Raw genomic sequence first — 18,795 nt, 5'->3', positions numbered from 1 at the left:
GTCACAGAAGAGTCGGTCGCGACGGCCCTTGGCTTCGAAGGCGCGACACTGCATCTGAGCCTGGATGGCGAGCGGGTTGTGATGTATGCGCGCTGGCGAAGCCTCGCGGAATATCAGGCGATGCGCGCAGGCAGCAGCTCGATGAGCGCGCTTCGAGAGATCATGGAAACTGTGATTTTCGAGCCCGGCGTGTTCGAGGTCGTACGTGAGTTTCGGCCGCCGGACGTCTGACCTCACGGCCGGGCTTGTTCGTTTAATCTCAACTGAAAACTCCTCCGGATGCGTCGGAACGCTACGTTCTCGCCCTACAACGACTGTCTCCGACCGAGTTCATAGGTGACGCTTCATTGCGGGGGCGAACGTCGGTGTAGCCGACATCTGGCGGAAAGCCGTCGCCGGTAATGGAACGCGTTCCCATGCTCATCCGCCAACGGCGTTCTCAGCCAATCTATGCGGCTGCTTATGACCCACCGTTCCCACAAAGCGGACTGACTGGATTATCCGAAGCCAGGCATTCCTGAGCGACCGCTTGCCCGGAGGAACGAACGGCCGCTTTTGGGGGGATCGATGCCGGTGAGGCCGAACGGCCGATATTGGACGCAAAGCTGCCATTCGGTATGAGTTAAATTCGGGCAGCGAAATAGCTGGATCAGCTTCCTGAATCAAAATGGACGAACCGCTTCGTAAACCACTGACGAATAACGACTGTTTTAGCCTCTGCGGGTCAACTTTGCATATACAATCAATACGTAGAGGGGATGGTTAGCCAACCGGTTTCCTTCATATTCTCTCGTATGGTCCGGCGAACCTAAGACCAAGAAGACAATTAGTTTTTTGGGAGGGGTGCCTCAGTGCAATCCACAGAGAAGATCAATCACTGCATTTTGACCATAACGCTAAGTTGGCTTGGCCCTCGCGCGTAACTCGGCTGTGTCGTTGCGATCGAGATGTCCTGGGACAGCGCAGGCCAGGATCGGCGACAGCGCGCATGAGCGTGCCCCGGCGTTTTCGCGGTCGGGCAGCGGAGCTCGAGGATGGGCGTTGTCAAAGGTTTGATTCGCCATTGCCATCCGGAGCTCGACAACATCCTGGTCGTGCCTCACACTCCGAGGTGATCAAGAAGACTTTGTTGATCTTCGGCCATCTGATGGTTCGTCATTTCTCTGACGATTTTTCCATTTTCGATTACGTAGTACCGGTCGGCGACCTCGGCGGCGAATTGAAGATTCTGCTCGACTAAGAGAATGGTCAGTCCTGTGGACTTGATATCTTTGATCAGTGCACCGATCGCATCGACCACGACAGGTGCCAGCCCCTCTGTCGGCTCGTCGAGCATCAGAAACGAAGCGCCCATGTAAAGGGGCCGCGCTATCGCTAGCATCTGCTTTTCCCCACCCGACAACGACGCGGCCTTTTGCGAGCGCCGGGTTTTGAGGATCGGGAAATACTCATAGATCCGGTCGAGCGGCCAGGCGGTGTCTCCGTTCGCACGGCCGATCGACAGATTCTCGTATACGTTCAGCGTCGAGAAAATTCCGCGGTCTTCCGGCACAAAACCGACCCGCATCTTGCAAATCCGCTCAGGCGAGAGATCGATGATTTCGGTTCCGATGAAGCGGATGCTCCCGGTTCGTCGCGGAATATCGCCGATGATCGACTTCAGCAGCGTGGTCTTGCCGGCACCGTTTCGCCCCACCAACGTTACCACTTCGCCAGTCTGGACAGACAAGTTGACGCCCTGCAAAATATGGCTTTCGCCATAATAGGCGTCGAGATCCGTTATCTCCAGCATGCTCAATGGCGCTTTCCCAAATAGGCTTCTATCACCCGGGGATCCTGTCGGACGTCGGCGTAGCGACCGCGCGTTAGAAGCGCCCCCTGCTGCAACACAATGATCTCATCGGCGACATTTGCGATGACACCGAGGTTGTGCTCCACGACGATGATCATGCGGTCGACGGACAGTTGCGCAATAAGGTCCGTCGTACGCGATACATCTGCCGTCGTCATCCCAGCGGTTGGTTCGTCGAGAAGGAGAATCGTTGGGTGTGCTCCCAGGGAAATCGCGAGCTCCAAGGCGCGTTTGCGGCCATATGGCAGGTCCCCTGCGGGTCGACCGCGCAAAGAGGACGGAATTCCGACCTGATCCAGCAGTGCCGACGCTTCCGGCCGGTGATCCTCATGCCAGTCGATCTTTGCGAAGGCCTTCGTACCCCCGTCTGCTCGGCGCTGCACCGACAGCACGACATTGTCCATGACCGAGAGATTGGGGAAGATGCTCGTGATCTGAAAGCTGCGCACGATACCTTGGCGAGCAAACTGCTCGGCACGTAAACGAGTCATGTCCTGGCCGTTGAACAGCAGCCGACCACGCTTCGGCCGATAAAACCCGCTCAAGACGTTGAACAAAGTCGTCTTGCCGGCCCCATTAGGGCCGATGATGCCGTAAACCGGCTTTCTCTCGAATTTCAGGCTTAAGTCATTGATCGCCTTGAAGCCGCCGAAACTCATCGTGACGGACTGCAGTTCCAGTAGCGGCATCACGGTTCCGCCAGCGCTCTCGCCAATGTTCTGGCCACAATCAGGCATCGGCTGCATCTCCCGTAGCGACAACCCGATCGGGCTTCGATGCATATCGCCTGCCCGAGCCAGACATTTCGGCGGGTGGAACGCGGTCAACGGAATAATGCACGATTTCGCCGAGTATGCCGCGGCGGAACAGAAGCACAATGGTGACGAACAAAATGCCAAGGAACAGGCTGCCGCTGTCCGTTATCGACGAAAGCGTGCTGCGCATCATCAGGACGACGCCGCTGCCAACGAATGGCCCGAAAATGGTGCCTGCTCCGCCCAGAAGCGTCATCATGACCGGCTCTCCGGACGCCCGCCAGCTGACCATCTCGAGCGTAACGAACTGATGGTTTAGCGCATAAAAAGCGCCTCCGATCGAACATACCAAAGCCGAAAACACGTAAGCCTTCACTCGCAGGCTGTATACATTGTACCCAATGCTCATCAAGCGCTGCTCGTTCTCGCGAGCGCCGAGAAGCGCGAGCCCATAAGGCGATTTGAGAAGCCGTAGGATGGCGTAGACCACCAGTGCCACAGCGCCCAGAGATACATAGTAGAAGACCCTATCATCGCCCAGATCCAGCCCCAGGAGTGTCGGCCGAACCAGCCCATGCAGGCCATCCTCGCCCCCCGTAAAGTCGGGAAACTGGTTGATGATGAAATATACGATCGATGCGAACGCGAAAGTGATCATCGAGAAATAGATCCCCTTCTTTCGCGCGACGACCAAGCCGAAGAGGAGGCTGACAGCCGTACTGGCGGCGACACCCGTGAGCACGGAAAGTAGCATCGGGACCCCGAGCTTAACCATCAGAATGCCGGTGATATAAGCGGAAGTGCCCCAATAGGCCGCCTGTCCGAAAGATAGCAGGCCACCGAATGCGAACAGAAGATCGAAACCGAGGGCGAACAATCCCCATAGGATGATATCGGTCGCCAGGACCGGATAGATCACCCAAGGAAGCAGAAGGGCGGCAGCAAGCGCGACCAAGGCGGCAGGCCTGCTCAGGAATACCTGTCGCGCGCGCTCCGTCATCGGTGTGTAGTGAAGCGCGAAATGAGAGATGTCGATGCCCTGGAAGATACCGCCGGGCCGCACCAGCAGCACAACAAGCATAAGGATGTAAATGACTGCGGTGGACGCCGGGGCATAGAAGATCGCTGCGATGGCCGAGACGAGACCGGATGCAAAGCCCATGACCACCGAGCCGGCAATCGACCCCATCCCGCCGGCAACGACCACAGCAAAGACGAAATTGATCATCTCTTCGCCCATGAAGGGTGACACGTTGCGCAACGGCGCCGAGAGCGCCCCAGCCAGCCCGGCCAGAGCCGAGGCAAAGAAGAATGTCCCGGAAATGAGGAGGGGTACGTTCCCACCGAAGCATTTGAGGAGATCGGGCCGCTCCGAGGCCGCCCGGATAAGGGCGCCCAAACGGGTACGCTCCAGCGCGAACCATGTACCGAAACACAAGCCGATCGATACTATGACGACAAAGAGACGATATTTCGGATAGGAGACGAACCCAAGGTTGACGGCACCTTTGAGAAGGTCGGGCACAAGATAGGGCGCGGACGTCACACCGTAGAATATCCGGACGACGTCTTGCATGATCAGCGAGAGGCCGAACGTTAGGATCAGAACATACGCAAGGTCGAGGCCGTAGAGGCGCCGTATAAGCAGCCGTTCCAGCACGATGCCAGTCGTGCCAACAAAGACGGCTGAAACGAGGAAGCCGACCCACAACGAGAGGCCGAATTGAGACCCCAGAACCAACGCGGTGACGGCGCCAAGCATGAACATGGAGCCATGCATAAAATTGACCACGCGCATCATGCCGAAAATGATGCTCATTCCGAGGCTCATCAGCGCCAGGACCCCGCCGCTCACCAGCCCATTGAAGAGCAATATCGCATAATATGACATTAGGTAGAACTCCGGATCCCTGCAGGCCAGATGCGTCCCGGCGACGTCGATAAACCGATTCCGGGAACTATGTCGTCCTACTCCCAGTCGTGCTTGCAGGTGCTGTCCGTCTCCGGATAATACGCCTCGTCACCTGGAACCGAGCCGGTGATATCAAAAAAGTCACTATCGTTCTTCACGCCCGACGCGGGCTTGACCTGACCGACGAAGGTGCGCTTGACCACAAGATGGTCGCTCTTGCGCATGAGCGCGTCCTTCGCGAACATGTCGCTGAAACGTCGGCCTTCAAGGACTTTCGTCACCTTGTCGGGATCGTCGGTGCCGAGTTCCTGGACCGTTTTCAGCACCTGATAGACGGCGGAATAGTTCCCGGCGTGGATGTCGCCGGGATAGAAATTCAGTTTCTCATGGAAGCGTTTGGCGAATTTCCGGGTCTCGTCGTCCAGATCCCAATACCAGATCAGCGCGGCGTTAACGCCAGCCCAAGTGTCTGGGCCAAGAGCTTTGACGTCCGACAGATTCAACTGGCCGGGAACAATCTTTATACCGGCGTCCATCAATCCGAACTCTCGTGCCTGCTTGACCGCGTTGCGCAGGTCCTGACCCGATTCAAGAATGCCGATGGCCTGCGCGCCCGCCGCCTGCGCTTTCAGGAGATAGTTTGAGAAATCATCATTGGGGAACGGCACCATGTCCACCCCGACGATTTCGCCGCCATTCTGCTTGACAGCCTTTGAGAAAGAATCGAGCAGAGATTTACCGAAGGCAAAGTCAGCCGCGATAAAGTACCACTTCTTAGTGCCCTCCTTGGTCATTTGTTTGACTGGGACCGACATGGCTGAAGTATCGTATCCGTAGTGCCAAGTGTATTTACCGCAGGCCTCGTTGGAAAGTGCCATGGTTCCTGGGCTGACGAAAGTCGTCAGAATGTGTCGTTCGTTGGCAAGCTTGGCAACAGCGATCGCGGCCGCCGAGCTCGACACGTCCGTTATCAGATTCACGCCCTGGGAATCGATGATCTCGCGTGCCTTGTTGACGGACAGCGCCGGATCAAGCTTGTTGTCGACGACGATGACTTTTATCGGAACCCCGTTGACCTTGCCACCGAAATCTTCGACCGCCATCTTTGCGAATTCCACATCACCTGGACCTGAGGTTTCTGAATAGACCGAGGAAAGATCAGTCAGCATCAGAATGTTGAACGTGCTGCTCTTCATCTGGGCTGATGTCGGGACAGTACCGGTCAGAGCGATAGCTATTGTCAGGCCGACAGCAGCAAGTGTCTTCATTGGCATTTATTAATTCCTCCTCATTAATATTTGTCGTGTTAAGGCGGTTTGGATCGTGTGAACCAAGGGTTCGGGCGCATAATCGCCGCCAACCAGACTGTCTGGCGATGGCGCAAATGGTAGGGTTGCGGCAACGCTCCTCCCCCACGACAAATATCCGCCTACACCGTGGGCTCAGCCCAATTCTGTGGCTCGGGTTGCTTTTCCAGGGTTTTTACCGCAACTGCCGGCGTGAGGGAGTCTCATATGGAAAACATGTCATCGCGTTTGGAGATGCACGCTGACGGGCTGGCTGCAGCCGGGTACTAGGGTTCGCCGCGTATCGCGGAATCATTTGCGAACTGTTCGCCCTCTCCACGGAGCAATTCCCTTGCACCCTACTGACAAGGCGAATTTCTGTGTCCAGACAGAAGCGCTCTGCGTCGAGAATAAGGTCGTCACGGACACGCCCGTAGCGCAGAAGCTTCAGCCCAGTGCCGCCCGGTAGGAATGCGAACGGCACGATCGGATCGGCATGCCGGCCCAGAGCGCCGAAACTTCCCTTGCGGCAAGTGTCCCCGGGGCAAACTTCGTTCAGATCGGCTGATTAAAAGCCCGCAATCACGACCTCCCGTAAAGCGCGAGAGTTTGCCCGTTGACGAAACTTTGGTTCGCTTCGAGATCACGCACAACCAGGCGTCCGAAACTCCTGACGCTTAAAATTTCGTCGCCCACTCTTCGATGTTCGACTTATCGAATACCAACAGGTCCTTGAGATAAGCGCTGCCGTCCGCCTCTACGGTCATGTCGCCGAGACGACCGATCTTGGTGGTGCTGTTGGCTGCACCGTCGGTTTGCCCACGCGCGAGCATGCCGGCATACATGACGGCCGCGTAGCCGAGATCAGCAGGACTCCAAAGCTGGAACGTATCGGTCACACCGGAAAGCACGTTTGGCTTCATCTCCGAAGGCAGGCCGTGGCCAGTAACAAATATCTTGCCCAACTGACCTGCATCGGTAACCGCCCGGCAGGCGGAGACAATGCCGACGGCGGTCGGCGAGATAATGGCCCTCAAATTTGGGTACGCTTTTATGAGTCCCTGCGCCTCGCGATAGCTCTTGTCCGCCGCGTCGTCGCCATAGACCACGCCGACCAGCTTTAGCTTGGCATATTTCTCCTTCTGCCACTCCTCCTTCATCTTCTCGATCCAGAGGTTCTGGTTGGTTGCCTGCGAGGTTGCCGACAGAATTGCGACCTCGCCTTCGCCACCGAGCGTCTTGCTGATCATGCGCACGTCATTGGCGCCGATTAAGTCATCGTGCGGGGCGTTCACATGCATTATGCGGCCTTCCGGCGCGATCGCAGAATCGAAGGAGATGACCTTTATGCCACGCTGCATCGCCTTCTTGCCTGTAGGGATGAGGGCTGTGGCGTCGTTGGCCGAGATGACAAGAGCGTCGATTTTCTGGGCGACGAGCGCGTCGATGACCGCAATCTGCTGTTCGACGGTCGCTGCGGTCGGACCCGTGTAAACGAGTTCGACATTGCCTAGTTCATCGGCCGCTTGCTGACCACCATCGCGGGTCACGTCGAAATAGCTGATGCCCATGACCTTGACAACCAATCCGATTCGCAGCTTCTGCTGCGCGAAGGCGGGCCGCAAAGGTGCCGTTGACGTAACGCCAGCGAGCGCAGCACCGGACACGAGTTTCAAAAGCCGACGGCGATCCGGATTCATTGCTTCCTCCCATCTAGTTTCAAGAGATCGATATTGGGGCGCTCAACAGAGGGACGCCAAATCGTCAGACAACCGCGCGCCAGACCTCCGGAACGAAGGCATAGCCACCGCCTCGTCGCTCGACATGACCGAAGGCAGGAAAGTCCAGGTGAATGCCGGCTACGCGAAGCCTGTCTGCAGCCGCCATATCCAAGGCACGCCGCCTGGTAGCCACAGCCAGATCGCGGTCTATGTCAAGAATCGTTGCTGCCTGGGGCGCCGTAAATTGTAGATGCGGCATATGAACAATGTCGCCCCAGATCATTACAGAGTCACCGCCGGATTCAATGAGCCAGCCGGTGTGGCCGGGCGTATGGCCGGCCTGTGTGACAGCAATGACCCCTGGCATGACGGGTCCGTCACGAACCGTCCGGATGCGCTCTCCATACGGCCGGGTAGCCCGCCGGAACCCTTCAAAAAATTCCTGCGGTTCGCCATCGGGTGAGCGTGAGGGCGACATGGGATCTCGAAAGAACTGGAGCTCGGCCTCGTTGACGACAAGTTCTGCGTTCGCAAACACAGCCTCACCGGCTTCATCGATTAACCCATTGATGTGGTCGGGATGCATGTGCGTGATCAGGATGGTGTCGATGTCAGCGGGAACAATGCCGATTGCCGCCAAGTTCCGGCAGACCATGCCCAACGTCGGTCCCGAACGCGTTCCACAGCCCGTGTCGACAAGCGCCACATGATCGCCGGTCCGGAGCAGAAAGGCATTCATCGTCATTTTTGGCGGAACCGGACGGAACGCCGCTGTTTCGATGCGGATGCAATCCTCCTGATCGATACCCGCGATCATATCGAAAGTGGCCTGAAAGGTACCGTCATTGACCGCAGTCACCGTCATGTCGCCGATGGCGATGTGATAGGCACCCGACGGCTGGCAGTGTGGTTTGGCTGCTGTCACGTCACATTCCCAAGGTTCTTCGGGAGGGTGCAAGCGGAGCGGAGAAGCGCCCAATCTTCAGCGGGCCGTCAACGCAAGCGCTCGGCGAAGCCTGGGAGCACGACCGCCATCCTCCAAAACGGCCGAGATGGCGAACCGGAACGACCGCCATTAGGTCTCTTAGGACATGGTCCGAAGGAACGGAAATCGTAAATTGCCAAGCAACCATCGCGTTCGGCGATGAGAGATGGGGGCGATCGTCGCTACGAAGGTTTGCTCGGTCCAAAGTAGAGACCGCGCTCGAAGCCTTCATAGAGTTTCAGAGTGATCGGATCCCCGAAAGGCAGTATCTGCGTCATGATCACGCCGCCTATGCTTCTGTAGCGATCCACCCAGAAATAGGTATTGGCAAGGCCAGCCCAGGTCATGCTGCCGGCGCTACGCCCATTGGGCGAATCACTCGTATTGAGCAGAAAACTCAATCCCCATTTCTGCGGCATGCCAGGGAAAAAATCAGTATCGTTGGCGAGATCCTTCAACACCGAGGTGAGCACGCCTGCCTTGATGTCGCCGATGCTATTCTGGCCCATGAGTTCGACGGTATCCGGCTTGAGCACGACAGTGCCATCCTTGGCTCGCCCGTCATTCAAGAGCATCTGGATATACGACGCGTAGTCGCCAGCGGTTCCGTAGATGCCGCCGCCGCCCATGAAGAATTCGGGCTGCTGGGAGATCTCATGCTCGATCGGAATAAGCGAGCCGTCTGCTTGGCGGCGATGCACGTCCGCCAAGCGCTCGCGCCACGCCGGTTTTATCAGAAACGCCGTGTCGTGCATCCCAAGGGGCGCGAACAGGTGCTCGCGCAGATAGTCCTCGAGCGATAGGCCGCTGACAGCTTCGACGACCTGCCCGGCCCAGTCGATGCTGATGCCATATTCCCATTTCTCGCCCGGATCGGCCACCAGAGGCTGAGCGAGCGAACTCAACTTGCAGTCGACTAGCAGCGGTATGTGGTTCTCGCGCATATAGCGCTCGACCGCCTTATTCCAAATGTCGTAGCCATAGCCGGATGTGTGCGTCAGCAGATGCCGGAGTGTGATCGGCCGCTTGGCCGGCCGCACCATTGGCGTGCCGTTCGCGTCGAAACCATCGAGAACCTCTGGTGAGGCAAGCGACGGCAGGACGCTTCCGATCGGTTCGTCCAGAGCGACCCGCCCCTGCTCCACCAATTGCATCGCCGCCGTCGCCACCAGGGCCTTGGTCATCGATGCGTACCAGAAGACTGTGTCCAGCGTCATCGGTGCGCGCCTGGTAAGGTTACGCAGGCCGAAGGCGCCCTCATACAGCCGGGTCGTTTTGTCGACCGCGATGGCAACGACGCCGGGCACGTCACCGCGCTGCGCCGCCCTGCGAAGCAAGGCGTCGATCGAATGCACATCGCGTGTGGTCACTATTGCGTCTCTCCCAGGGGCGTTGTCGTAACTGTCGGCGCCAGAACGGCGAGCTCGCCCGCTATGTCCTCCATCTGCTCGCCTCCTGCCATCAGCGACAGCAGTTCCGTGCTGCTCTTTTCACCGCGCTTGAAACTGGCCGCAACACGACCCTGGATCAGGACGGTGAACAGGTCGCCCACGAGCGTGGCATGATGTGCATTGTGCGTTATGAAGACAATGCCGACACCCTCGGCACGCGCCGCCTGTATGAAGCGCAGCACGGTAGCGGCCTCCTTGACACCAAGTGCCGATGTCGGCTCGTCCAGAATCAGGACGCGGGCGCCAAAATACATAGCTCGCCCGATTGCAAGCACCTGTCGCTCACCCCCCGATAGCGATCCCACCAATTGGTTGCCGTCGCGCACACGCGTGATCCCGAAGCGCCTTATCTGCTCCACGGAGACGCGGTTCGCCTTCTCGATGTCTAGCCGCTGGAACGGCCAGACACCTTTCTTGGGCTCGGCGCCAAGAAAAAAGTTCCTGCCCACGCTCATCAGCGGAATGGTGCCGATATCCTGATGCACTGTGGCGATACCGCGCGCTCGGGCATCGCGCGGATCGGTGAATTGCGTTTCCACGCCATCAAGTAGGATCTTGCCTTCACTAGGACCGTGAAAGCCCGACAGGATCTTAATTAATGTCGACTTGCCGGCACCGTTGTCACCTAGAAGGCAAACCACCTGCCCGGCTGGAACGCTAAGAGACACGTCAGTAAGCGCCTGGACGCCGGCAAAGCGCTTGGAGACGCCTTGCAGTTCGATGAGGGGGCGGTTTTCAGAAGCCATGCAGAACCTCGCGCTGTCGGCTAGCCAGCGCTCATGGCGAGGCGCCGGAAGTAGTGATTGGTGATCACGGCCGCCATCAGCAGAACGCCGAGAAAGAGCTGGACCCAGTCGGTGCTCCATCCGGTGTAGAAGATGCCGATATTGATGACGCCGAAAATGACGGTGCCGAGAAACACCCCGAACGCGGAGCCGTAGCCGCCGCCGAGCAGGACGCCGCCGATTACGGCGACGATCGGTGCCTGAAAGACATAGCCGAGGCCGGCAGTCGCGTTGCCGGAATGATATCCGATCGCCTGGATGACACCGACAAGGCTCGCGCCAAGACCGGTCATCATGAACAGCACGATCTTGACAAAACCTGTCGGTACTCCGGCGCCGCGCGCCGCGACAGGGTTTCCACCGGTCGCGAATATCCAGTTGCCGAACGCGGTCCTCGCCAGTACCCAACCGCCAAAGATCGTGATGGCGAACCACCACAGGATCGAGATGTTTGCCTGGCCCCAGTTCGATGCGAAGACAGCATCTGAAAGCGGTGTCGACTTCACCGAGACCGAGGTGGTGTTGCTGAGCAGCCGCGCCAGGCCAAGTGACAGGCCGCCTATGCTGAAACTGCTGGCAAGCGTCACGATGAAGGACGGCAACCCGGTGCGCACGACAAGGAGACCGTTCAGGACGCCGACAGCCAGGCCAAGTGCAAGGGCGGCTGAGATCATGAGCCACACGGAAAAGTCAAACAATGTCGTGCCGATCGCAACCGTGATCGACGCCGCGCCTACCACCGCGCCGACCGACAGGTCGAACTCGCCCGCAACCATGAGAATGCCGACCGGTATGGCGATGATGCCGAGCTCGGCTGCGGTGTTGAGCCATCCGGCGGTGCCGTCGAAGGTTACGAAGCCGTACCGATAGGCCGTCGCCGCGAAGAAAGCATAGACGAAAACGGTGGCTACGAAGGCACCGAACTCGGGTCTGCGCACTAGACTGGACGGAGACCAGCTCCGCATTGGCCGGGAGGTGGCGGCCGATGCGTCACGCAGCGCCTGGGTTTCCAATGTCATGAGCGTCATCCGGCAAGTGCTGGGATTGGTTGAGAAGATCCGAGGGACAGTGAAGGCGGGATCTCGGGCGCGCCACGATCGCAGGGAGCTGGCGCGTAATCAGGACGCCCCTCTGACGCCGGGATAGGTCACGTTGACTTTCAGCACCTCGTCAACATTGTCCTTGGTGATCATCAGCGGACCGGTTGATATCTGACCCATTGGCAGCATCTTGTATTGCACATACTGGTATGCCGCGAGCAAGGCGTAGTAGCCGTCGAGATATGGCTGCAGGTCGGCGATGAAGAGCAGGTCGCCGTTCTTCAAGGCTTCGAGCGAGCCGAGCGACAGGCCGAGCGAAGCATTGACGATCTTTCTTCCGCTCTGCTTGACGGCCTCCACGGAAGCAACGCCCTGCACGGCGCCAATGGTCCAGATCGCATCGATCCTCTGATCGCTTTGCAGCGCACCACGGATGGCGCTGCTGACAAAAGTGGGGTTGCTGGCATCGGAGAACTGGATGGTCAGGACCTTGGAGTCGCCTCCGGCCGCCTTGAAGGCATCGTTATAGCCGAGGCAATCCAGGTCCAGCGTGGTGTTGCCGGGAACGTGATTGACGCAAAGGCCGAATTTTGCACCGGCCTTGATCTCCCTCTCACCAACCGAGCGACCGAGGTCACGGGCGCTGAAGCCTACGTATGAAATCGCGCCGATATCCCGCCAGGAAGCGCCACCATCATGCTGAATGATGACCGGGATGCCGCTGGCCGTGATCTCCTTGATGATGGGGTCGAGCGTGTCCGGGAAGTAGTTGCCTATGACCATGGCGGCCGGCTTCTGGCTCGCGGCCTGCTTCACCAGCTTGGCGTAGTCGGCGACGAAATTGTTGGGATCGGTGCCGGTGATCCACTGGTAGTCGACATTGAGGTCACGAGCAGCGTCGTCGCCGCCCTTCTTCATCGCGCCGAAAAAGGGATCCCATAGCGGGCCGCCCAGCATGACGATGCGCGGCTTGTCCTGGGCGCTGGCGGCACCGGCCGCGCTTAGCGAAGCCAAGACGCAGACACCCAAAAACGCAACTGCGGCCACGCCGCGCCGTGCCAGCGAAGCTGGTAGCATGTTCATGATCTCCTCCCAAAAGAACCGGCCGATAAGACCGACATGAATTGGTCTAGGTCAAACGGCTTTGGGCGCTAAGTCGTGGTTGAGCATCCAACCATCGCGATGCGCGAAGCTTGCCGCGACGACTTGCTTGGCCGCGGAGGCAACGCGGCTCAGCCGAGCTGCTTTGTCATACGGCCGCGCCGCGCGCGCTCGCCGGCTGCGTTCAAGGTCAGCGCAACCAGAAGGATCAGGCCGTACATGATCTGGATGTAGAAGATCGAAACCTGCGCCAGCGTGAACAGGGTCTGGATCAGGAAGAGCAGCGTGCCGGCCGCGGCTGCACCCAGCATGCCCCCTCGCCCGCCGGTCAAGGCGATGCCGCCCAGCGCGACGGCAGCGATGGAGGTCAACGTGTACGGAACGCCGACGCGTGGATCACCCGAACCGAGGGCAGCGGTAAACACCAGCCCAGCGATCGCCGCCAGCACGCCGCCAATGACGTAGGCGATGATGCGCACGCCCGCCACATTGACGCCCGATGCGTAGGCAGCGCGCGCATCCCCTCCAACGGCGAGCAGGTTGCGGCGGTAGCCTGTCCGCTCGAACGCCAGCCAGACAAGGCCAAGCACGATGAGCAGGACGAGCATCCCCGAAAGTCCGCCATAGCTGTCTGCAAGACCGAGCAGCCATTGCGGCGCCAGACCGCCGGCCATGGGCAGCATCTCTAGCGTAATGCCCTGGAAGGCGAGGAACGTGCCCAAGGTTGCGATTATCGGCTGGACGCGCACGACTGCGATGAGGAAGCCGTTCAACAGGCCGGACAAGATGCCGACGCCCAGCGAAGCGCCGATGATTGTCACCGGATCGGCCCACCCATTCGGCACGAGGATCGACGTCACCATGGCATTGACGAGCCCCGCAAGCGGCCCGACCGAAAGGTCGATCCCGCCCTCTCCTGAAAGCACGGGCGCGGTCTGGGCCATGGCGGTGATGATGAACGGCGCCACGCCGATGAGCATGCCGTTCCAGTTCGTCACATCGGTAAAAGCGGGGCTGGCGAAGGCGTTGAGAGCAGTAAAAATGACCACCGCAATGAGCACGGGCCATGCGTAGCTGCGGTCGCCGAGCCACTTCATGTCGAGGTCTCCAGTCGGCGTTGCGAGAACATCGCATCGATCAATGCGCGTTCACTAAGGTCGCCGCGCTCGACGATCGCGCTGACGGCGTGATCGTGAAACACAACCACCCGGTGGCAAAGCAGGCACAGTTCCACCAGTTCGGTCGACAGCATCAGGATGGAAACGCCGCTCAAAGCGAGATTATTGAGCACCTCGTAGAGGTCGCGCTTGGCACCCAGATCCACACCACGCATCGGATCGTTCAACACCAACACACGCGGTTGGGTGGCGATCAGACGCCCGAGTAGCGCCTTCTGCTGGTTGCCGCCACTCAGCGCCGATATCGGCGTGTCGAGCCCAGCCATCTTGACCCTGGTCCGCCGAGTGACCTCGCCGGCGACCTCTATCCGCTTCCTTGTGCCCAGCACACCCCAACGGGCGAATGAGCCGAGCGCCGATACGGTCACGTTGTCGAGCACCGACAGCGGGGCGAAGATACCCTCGGATTTGCGGTCGCGCGGCAGGAACGCGATCTTCGCGCGCGCCGCGTCGCGTTGCGACCGTATGGTCATGGTCCCGACGTGCACTGTCCCCGTGGGCGCGCGACGCAGACCAGCGATGCACTCCAGCAGGGCGACCTGGCCGTGCCCCTCCAGCCCCCCCACGCCAATGATCTCGCCGCGACGAAGGTCGAGATCCAGTGTCGGCTTGCCTTCGAGAACCGACAGGCCTCGCACGCCGACGATCACCTCGGCATTGGCGGGAATAGTCTCGCCGCAGCCTTCGCCTTCCGCCGCCCGCGCACCTTCGCGCGTCGACATCAGGTCGAGCAGGATTTCGCTCGATACTGCGCCGCGCTCCAGCGATGCGACGCTCCGGCCAGATCGAAGTACCGTCGTGCAATCGGCAAGGGCGTGAATCTCGTCCATGCGATGCGAGACAAATAGGATCGATCGCCCTTCGCCACGGAAACTTCGTAGCACTTCGAAGAGACGATCGCGGTCTTCGATATCGATCGCGGAGGTCGATTCATCGAGGATAAGCAGGCGCCAGGGCCGCATAAGAGACCGTGCGACGCCGATCATCTGGCGGTTGGCGAGCGATACCGTGCCGGCCAGCCGCTCGATATCAAGATTGCCGATACCGACAGCCGCCAGTGCTTTCCGCACGGCTTCGCGCTCGCGCAAGGGGGTCATCTTGCGACGGATCATGCCGTCCAGGCCCAACATGACATTGTCACGAATTGACATGTCTGGAAGGACCAGCGTCTCCTGGAACACCGTAGCAATGCCGGCGTCCTGCGCGGCACGCGGATTCGCGAAACTGGCTTGCCGGCCGAGCCAATCCAGTGTGCCCGCTTCTGCGCGGACGATGCCGCTGAGTATCTTGATCAGCGTGCTCTTGCCCGAACCATTCTCTCCGACAACGGCATGGATTTCGCCCTCGCGGATCGACAGCGAGCAGGAATCAAGCGCGATCGTTTCGCCAAATGTCCGGCGAAGCCCATCCGCGGACAGAAGCAGCGGCATGCCCTTGCGGTCGGCGGGCGGTTCTATCGCGCGCTGATGGACCGCGCTCTTCATATGCGCATACTCAGATGCGGTTCGCGGCCATAGAGCGCCACGAGCCCGACGATCAGGAAACCGAGGAATATCTGCTGTGCCGCCTGGTCGAGCCCGAGACCGACAAGGAGGGTGCTAAGTTCTGTTACGACAAGACAGCCGGCAATTGTGCGCCCATAGCCGCCGCGCCCGCCGGTCAGCGGCGTGCCGCCGACGACGACTGCTGCGACAGTGGTGAAGAGGTAGGCTGCGCCGACGGTCGGATCGGCCGCTCCGCTGAAGCCTGCAAGTAGAATGCCCGTCGTCGCTGCCAGGAAGGCACTGAGCGCGTAGACACTCATCCAGACGAGCAGCATCGGCACGCCGGCCAATTCGGCGGCGCGAGGATTTGCCCCTGCGGCGAACATCCAGCGGCCGAGCTTGGTCTTGCGCTCGAGGAATAGGATGCCGCCGGCGATGAGCAGCCAGATCACCACGGAGCCGGGCAGCGGGATGGGACCGGTCTTGCCGATAACCGAAACCATGTTGACGAGCCAATCAGGCACCAAGCCCGAAACCTCGCCATGCGTCCCTGCCCAGATGGCGCCAAGGATGATCGAGCCGCTCGCCAGCGTCACCACGAGCGGGTTGAGCTGCAGGTATCGGGATGCAAAGCCGTTTGCCAGACCGATCAGCGTCGCCAGCGCTAGAATGAACACGGCCGCAGCAAAAGCGGAATAGCCGGCGCCGTAAAGCAGCGCGAACAGCACGTTAGACAAGCCGATCACAGCCGGGATCGAAAGGTCGAAGCCGCCGATGACGATCGTCAGGGTCTGGCCGATCGAGGCGATGCCAAGCAGACTGGAAAGCAGCAGAAGCGACAGCAGGCTTATGACGCTGGCATAGCCGGGAATGAAGACGTTTATGACAAAGAAAAGGATGAAGGCGAGGAGAAACGGGGCCAAAGGCCCGGCCACTCGTTGGATGGTCTTGAGGGACAAGTCGGTCAAAGTGCGACTACCATTCATACCCGACGGGTGTGATCCTTTGAAAAGCAATGCCGCGCACGATGCGCAACTCCCTTATGGGTGCCCGCGCTGAACGCGAGCACCCATCGTGGTGCATTTCACTGCGGCTGGGCGTTGGTCGAGACGATCTCAACCTTGGCTCTCGGCTCGCCGCCGGTGAAGAACTGCTCGAAATACGAGTCCGGCACGAGGTGCAGGTCCTTGCCGTTGGCGAAGCAGGTGCTTTGCACGGTCATGGAAGCGTCGTAGTAGTCATTGAAGTTCTCCGCCGTGATGCTGGGCAGCGGCATGAAGATGGTGTTCACCTTCGGTTTTTGCCCGGCCATCATGTGCAGTGCAGGAATGAAGGCGGAATAGGCCATCGGACCGCCATCCTGGACAAAGGTGTTGGCGGTGAGGTTCTTTTCCTTCCAGTAAGCAAGCAGGCTGCAAAGGTTGGTGACTTCGGTGATGATCGGAAGCGCACGGCCCGACTGCTCGAACGCTTGGCCCACGCCAACGCCCATATTGCCTGTCGAGAACACAGCGTGCACAGGCTCAGGATGCGTCGCCAGGAACTTCAGCACCTCGGTTTTGGCCACCGACCCGGTCCACATGCCAAACAGGCTGCCGGCGACCTTAATGTCGGGAAACGCCTCGACGGCCTTCCGGAAACCTGTCTCCTGAGCGACCGTGTTCGCGGTCCCGGGCTGTCCGTTCATGATGAGGGCGGTACCTTTGCCGCCCAATTGCTTGGCGATCCACTCACCTTCGTACTGACCGCGATAGTAGGGATTGGTCGCTACGTTCAGCGCTTCCGGGCAGGTGACCGTCGAGTCGATGGTTACGAAAAGGATGCCCTTGTCGAAAGCCTCCTTGATGCCCGCGCAAAGGCCGGTCGCAGACCCCGGATAGCTCATGATCAGGTCACAGCCCTGCGCGATCTGCGCCTTCAGCTGCGTGAGCTCGAGGTTGATGTCGCCGTTAGAGTTCGTGACGTTGAGTTCGGGTTCAGCGAGGCCTTGATCGGCCAATTGCTTGGTCAGCGCCTTCAGCTCCGCCACAAGGTTGGCGCGCCACGAATTCCCAAGATAGGAATCATTGTGGCAAATCTTCCATGGCGGCGCATGGGGCTTCCAGTTAGCGAACGGATCGGCGACTATATTGGTCGCATACCAGTAGCCGCCGTAGTATTTCTGCGCCTCCTTCGGCACGGCGGCCAGCGCGGCTGCCTGCTCCTCGGCCGTCGGATCGGCCGCGTGACTAGCCGCCAGCCCGACCAACGAAAATGCTGCCGTGCAGGCCGCCACGGTGATCACGCGGGCGAACCGTACGGCTCTGTTCTTCCAGGTAAGCATGCTCTCCTCCCCTTTTTATCATGAGGTTCGCAAACCGCCGGAAGGACGAATCTAACCCTCGCCATGAGGGTCGCTCATAGCAAACGTTAAAGACCCTCCCTGCTGGCCTGTTTGGAACAGAACCCCTGCGATGGTTATAGGAGACACTGACAATTCAGCCGAAGTCGTCGTTGGCTATGCGGCCATCGCCCCAGACGATGTCCATGGGCGCGCTCCGCAGTTGCGACTGTCACTAGGTGAGGCGACTTCCTCAGGGCAAGACGGGCATCTTGTAGTTTGCCAGGAACTCCGACCAGCCTGTATTGATGTGCACTTCCATCGCACCCGTAGCGCCCTCAACATCGCCCCGCTCCAGAGCGGCCAGAAGCGTCACGTGTTCATCGAAAACGCGCGACTGCCTGCCCGGCATCTGGCTCAGCAAGTCGAGCGGATATTTGGCCCAGAGTATGCGCACGAAATCGAGCGTCTGCGCCTGGCCTGCCAGTTCGTATAGCCGGAAGTGGAAGCGAAAATTCTTCTCCTGGCAGGCGGCGCGGTCGCCAGCCCTGGCGGCCATGAGAAGATCGTGGTTGATGGCTTTGAGAACGTACAGATCGTTCGGCGACATGCGCCGCGCAGCTTCCGCGGTCAGGCGCGTTTCAAGCAACTGTCGTAACTGGTAGAGTTCCTCGGCACCTTCGATCAGGAAGGGTGCGACGATCGCGCCGCGATGGGCACTCACCGCCACATAGCCCTGGGCTTCCAGCAGCCGCAGCGCCTCGCGCACCGGCGTGATCGAGACGCCGAGCATCTTGGCGATCTCGGCCTGCTTCAGCTTCTGTCCACGCGCGAGGACACCGACGATGATCTTTTCGCGCAGCACTTCAGCAATCTGATACTCAGCCGTCGTCCGTGATTTCAAAGACCAGTCGCCGCTGTCGTC

General features: G+C 59.6%; 16 protein-coding genes. 1 reads left to right on the top strand and 15 read right to left on the bottom strand.

From position 1 onward, the window contains the following. Positions 1-231 (top strand): antibiotic biosynthesis monooxygenase (locus EN964_RS04840; RefSeq protein ID WP_127276206.1); only part of this gene is annotated, 231 nt, incomplete at its 5' end. Between the two features lie 868 nt (positions 232-1,099). Here EN964_RS04840 and EN964_RS04835 read toward each other — a convergent pair. The 15 genes from EN964_RS04835 to EN964_RS04765 all read right to left on the bottom strand — a co-directional run. Continuing rightward, positions 1,100-1,792 (bottom strand): ABC transporter ATP-binding protein, encoded by a 693-nt coding sequence (locus EN964_RS04835; protein ID WP_127267179.1) that lies wholly within the window; start codon positions 1,790-1,792, stop codon positions 1,100-1,102. A gap of 2 nt (positions 1,793-1,794) precedes the next feature. Beyond that, the gene (locus EN964_RS04830; protein WP_050580513.1) at positions 1,795-2,589 is read right to left on the bottom strand and encodes an ABC transporter ATP-binding protein; all 795 of its coding nucleotides are present in this window, start codon (positions 2,587-2,589) and stop codon (positions 1,795-1,797) included. Continuing rightward, complete coding sequence (locus EN964_RS04825) at positions 2,582-4,498, bottom strand: ABC transporter permease (protein WP_127267174.1); 1,917 nt, start codon at positions 4,496-4,498, stop codon at positions 2,582-2,584. The genes EN964_RS04830 and EN964_RS04825 overlap by 8 nt, the downstream gene beginning before the upstream one ends. A gap of 77 nt (positions 4,499-4,575) precedes the next feature. After that, on the bottom strand, positions 4,576-5,793 hold the full coding sequence (locus EN964_RS04820) for an ABC transporter substrate-binding protein (protein ID WP_127267175.1): 1,218 nt from the start codon (positions 5,791-5,793) through the stop codon (positions 4,576-4,578). Positions 5,794-6,482: 689 nt separating this feature from the next. After that, positions 6,483-7,505 (bottom strand): rhamnose ABC transporter substrate-binding protein, encoded by a 1,023-nt coding sequence (gene rhaS, locus EN964_RS04815; protein WP_024504919.1) that lies wholly within the window; start codon positions 7,503-7,505, stop codon positions 6,483-6,485. Positions 7,506-7,569: 64 nt separating this feature from the next. After that, positions 7,570-8,451 (bottom strand): MBL fold metallo-hydrolase, encoded by an 882-nt coding sequence (locus EN964_RS04810; protein WP_024504918.1) that lies wholly within the window; start codon positions 8,449-8,451, stop codon positions 7,570-7,572. 242 nt (positions 8,452-8,693) lie between these two features. Beyond that, on the bottom strand, positions 8,694-9,866 hold the full coding sequence (locus tag EN964_RS04805; RefSeq protein WP_127267176.1) for a serine hydrolase: 1,173 nt from the start codon (positions 9,864-9,866) through the stop codon (positions 8,694-8,696). A gap of 14 nt (positions 9,867-9,880) precedes the next feature. Then, positions 9,881-10,708, bottom strand: coding sequence for an ATP-binding cassette domain-containing protein (locus EN964_RS04800; protein WP_024504916.1), 828 nt, complete (start codon positions 10,706-10,708; stop codon positions 9,881-9,883). A 20-nt stretch (positions 10,709-10,728) separates the two neighbouring features. Then, on the bottom strand, positions 10,729-11,766 hold the full coding sequence (locus tag EN964_RS04795; RefSeq protein WP_236382680.1) for an ABC transporter permease: 1,038 nt from the start codon (positions 11,764-11,766) through the stop codon (positions 10,729-10,731). Positions 11,767-11,865: 99 nt separating this feature from the next. Continuing rightward, positions 11,866-12,870: a substrate-binding domain-containing protein gene (locus tag EN964_RS04790; RefSeq protein ID WP_127267178.1), complete on the bottom strand. Its 1,005-nt coding sequence runs from the start codon at positions 12,868-12,870 to the stop codon at positions 11,866-11,868. Between the two features lie 149 nt (positions 12,871-13,019). Next, positions 13,020-13,985: an ABC transporter permease gene (locus EN964_RS04785; protein ID WP_127269691.1), complete on the bottom strand. Its 966-nt coding sequence runs from the start codon at positions 13,983-13,985 to the stop codon at positions 13,020-13,022. Next, positions 13,982-15,550, bottom strand: coding sequence for a sugar ABC transporter ATP-binding protein (locus tag EN964_RS04780; protein WP_127269689.1), 1,569 nt, complete (start codon positions 15,548-15,550; stop codon positions 13,982-13,984). The genes EN964_RS04785 and EN964_RS04780 overlap by 4 nt, the downstream gene beginning before the upstream one ends. Next, entirely contained in the window at positions 15,547-16,473 is a 927-nt protein-coding gene (locus tag EN964_RS04775; RefSeq protein WP_164748758.1) for an ABC transporter permease, read from the bottom strand. Before EN964_RS04775 ends, EN964_RS04780 begins: the two co-directional genes overlap by 4 nt. Before the next feature lie 161 nt (positions 16,474-16,634). Further along, positions 16,635-17,873, bottom strand: a complete 1,239-nt coding sequence (locus EN964_RS04770; protein WP_024504910.1) for a substrate-binding domain-containing protein — start codon at positions 17,871-17,873, stop codon at positions 16,635-16,637. Positions 17,874-18,123: 250 nt separating this feature from the next. Continuing rightward, positions 18,124-18,795 (bottom strand): GntR family transcriptional regulator (locus EN964_RS04765; protein WP_206528691.1); only part of this gene is annotated, 672 nt, incomplete at its 5' end.

The organism is Mesorhizobium sp. M7A.F.Ca.CA.001.10.2.1 (assembly GCF_003998575.1).
In the GTDB taxonomy this organism is placed as follows: Bacteria; Pseudomonadota; Alphaproteobacteria; order Rhizobiales; family Rhizobiaceae; genus Mesorhizobium.
Note: the sequence above shows the minus strand (reverse complement) of the source record. Positions and strands in the feature narration are given on the sequence as shown.

Bases quoted from the DNA above. Each gene is read 5' to 3' on its own strand.
- EN964_RS04835 (WP_127267179.1), bottom strand. From the start codon at position 1,792: ATGCTGGAGATAACGGATCTCGACGCCTATTATGGCGAAAGCCATATT.
- EN964_RS04830 (WP_050580513.1), bottom strand. From the start codon at position 2,589: ATGCCTGATTGTGGCCAGAACATTGGCGAGAGCGCTGGCGGAACCGTG.
- EN964_RS04825 (WP_127267174.1), bottom strand. From the start codon at position 4,498: ATGTCATATTATGCGATATTGCTCTTCAATGGGCTGGTGAGCGGCGGG.
- EN964_RS04820 (WP_127267175.1), bottom strand. From the start codon at position 5,793: ATGCCAATGAAGACACTTGCTGCTGTCGGCCTGACAATAGCTATCGCT.
- rhaS (WP_024504919.1), bottom strand. From the start codon at position 7,505: ATGAATCCGGATCGCCGTCGGCTTTTGAAACTCGTGTCCGGTGCTGCG.
- EN964_RS04800 (WP_024504916.1), bottom strand. From the start codon at position 10,708: ATGGCTTCTGAAAACCGCCCCCTCATCGAACTGCAAGGCGTCTCCAAG.
- EN964_RS04795 (WP_236382680.1), bottom strand. From the start codon at position 11,766: ATGACATTGGAAACCCAGGCGCTGCGTGACGCATCGGCCGCCACCTCC.
- EN964_RS04790 (WP_127267178.1), bottom strand. From the start codon at position 12,870: ATGAACATGCTACCAGCTTCGCTGGCACGGCGCGGCGTGGCCGCAGTT.
- EN964_RS04785 (WP_127269691.1), bottom strand. From the start codon at position 13,985: ATGAAGTGGCTCGGCGACCGCAGCTACGCATGGCCCGTGCTCATTGCG.
- EN964_RS04780 (WP_127269689.1), bottom strand. From the start codon at position 15,550: ATGAAGAGCGCGGTCCATCAGCGCGCGATAGAACCGCCCGCCGACCGC.
- EN964_RS04770 (WP_024504910.1), bottom strand. From the start codon at position 17,873: ATGCTTACCTGGAAGAACAGAGCCGTACGGTTCGCCCGCGTGATCACC.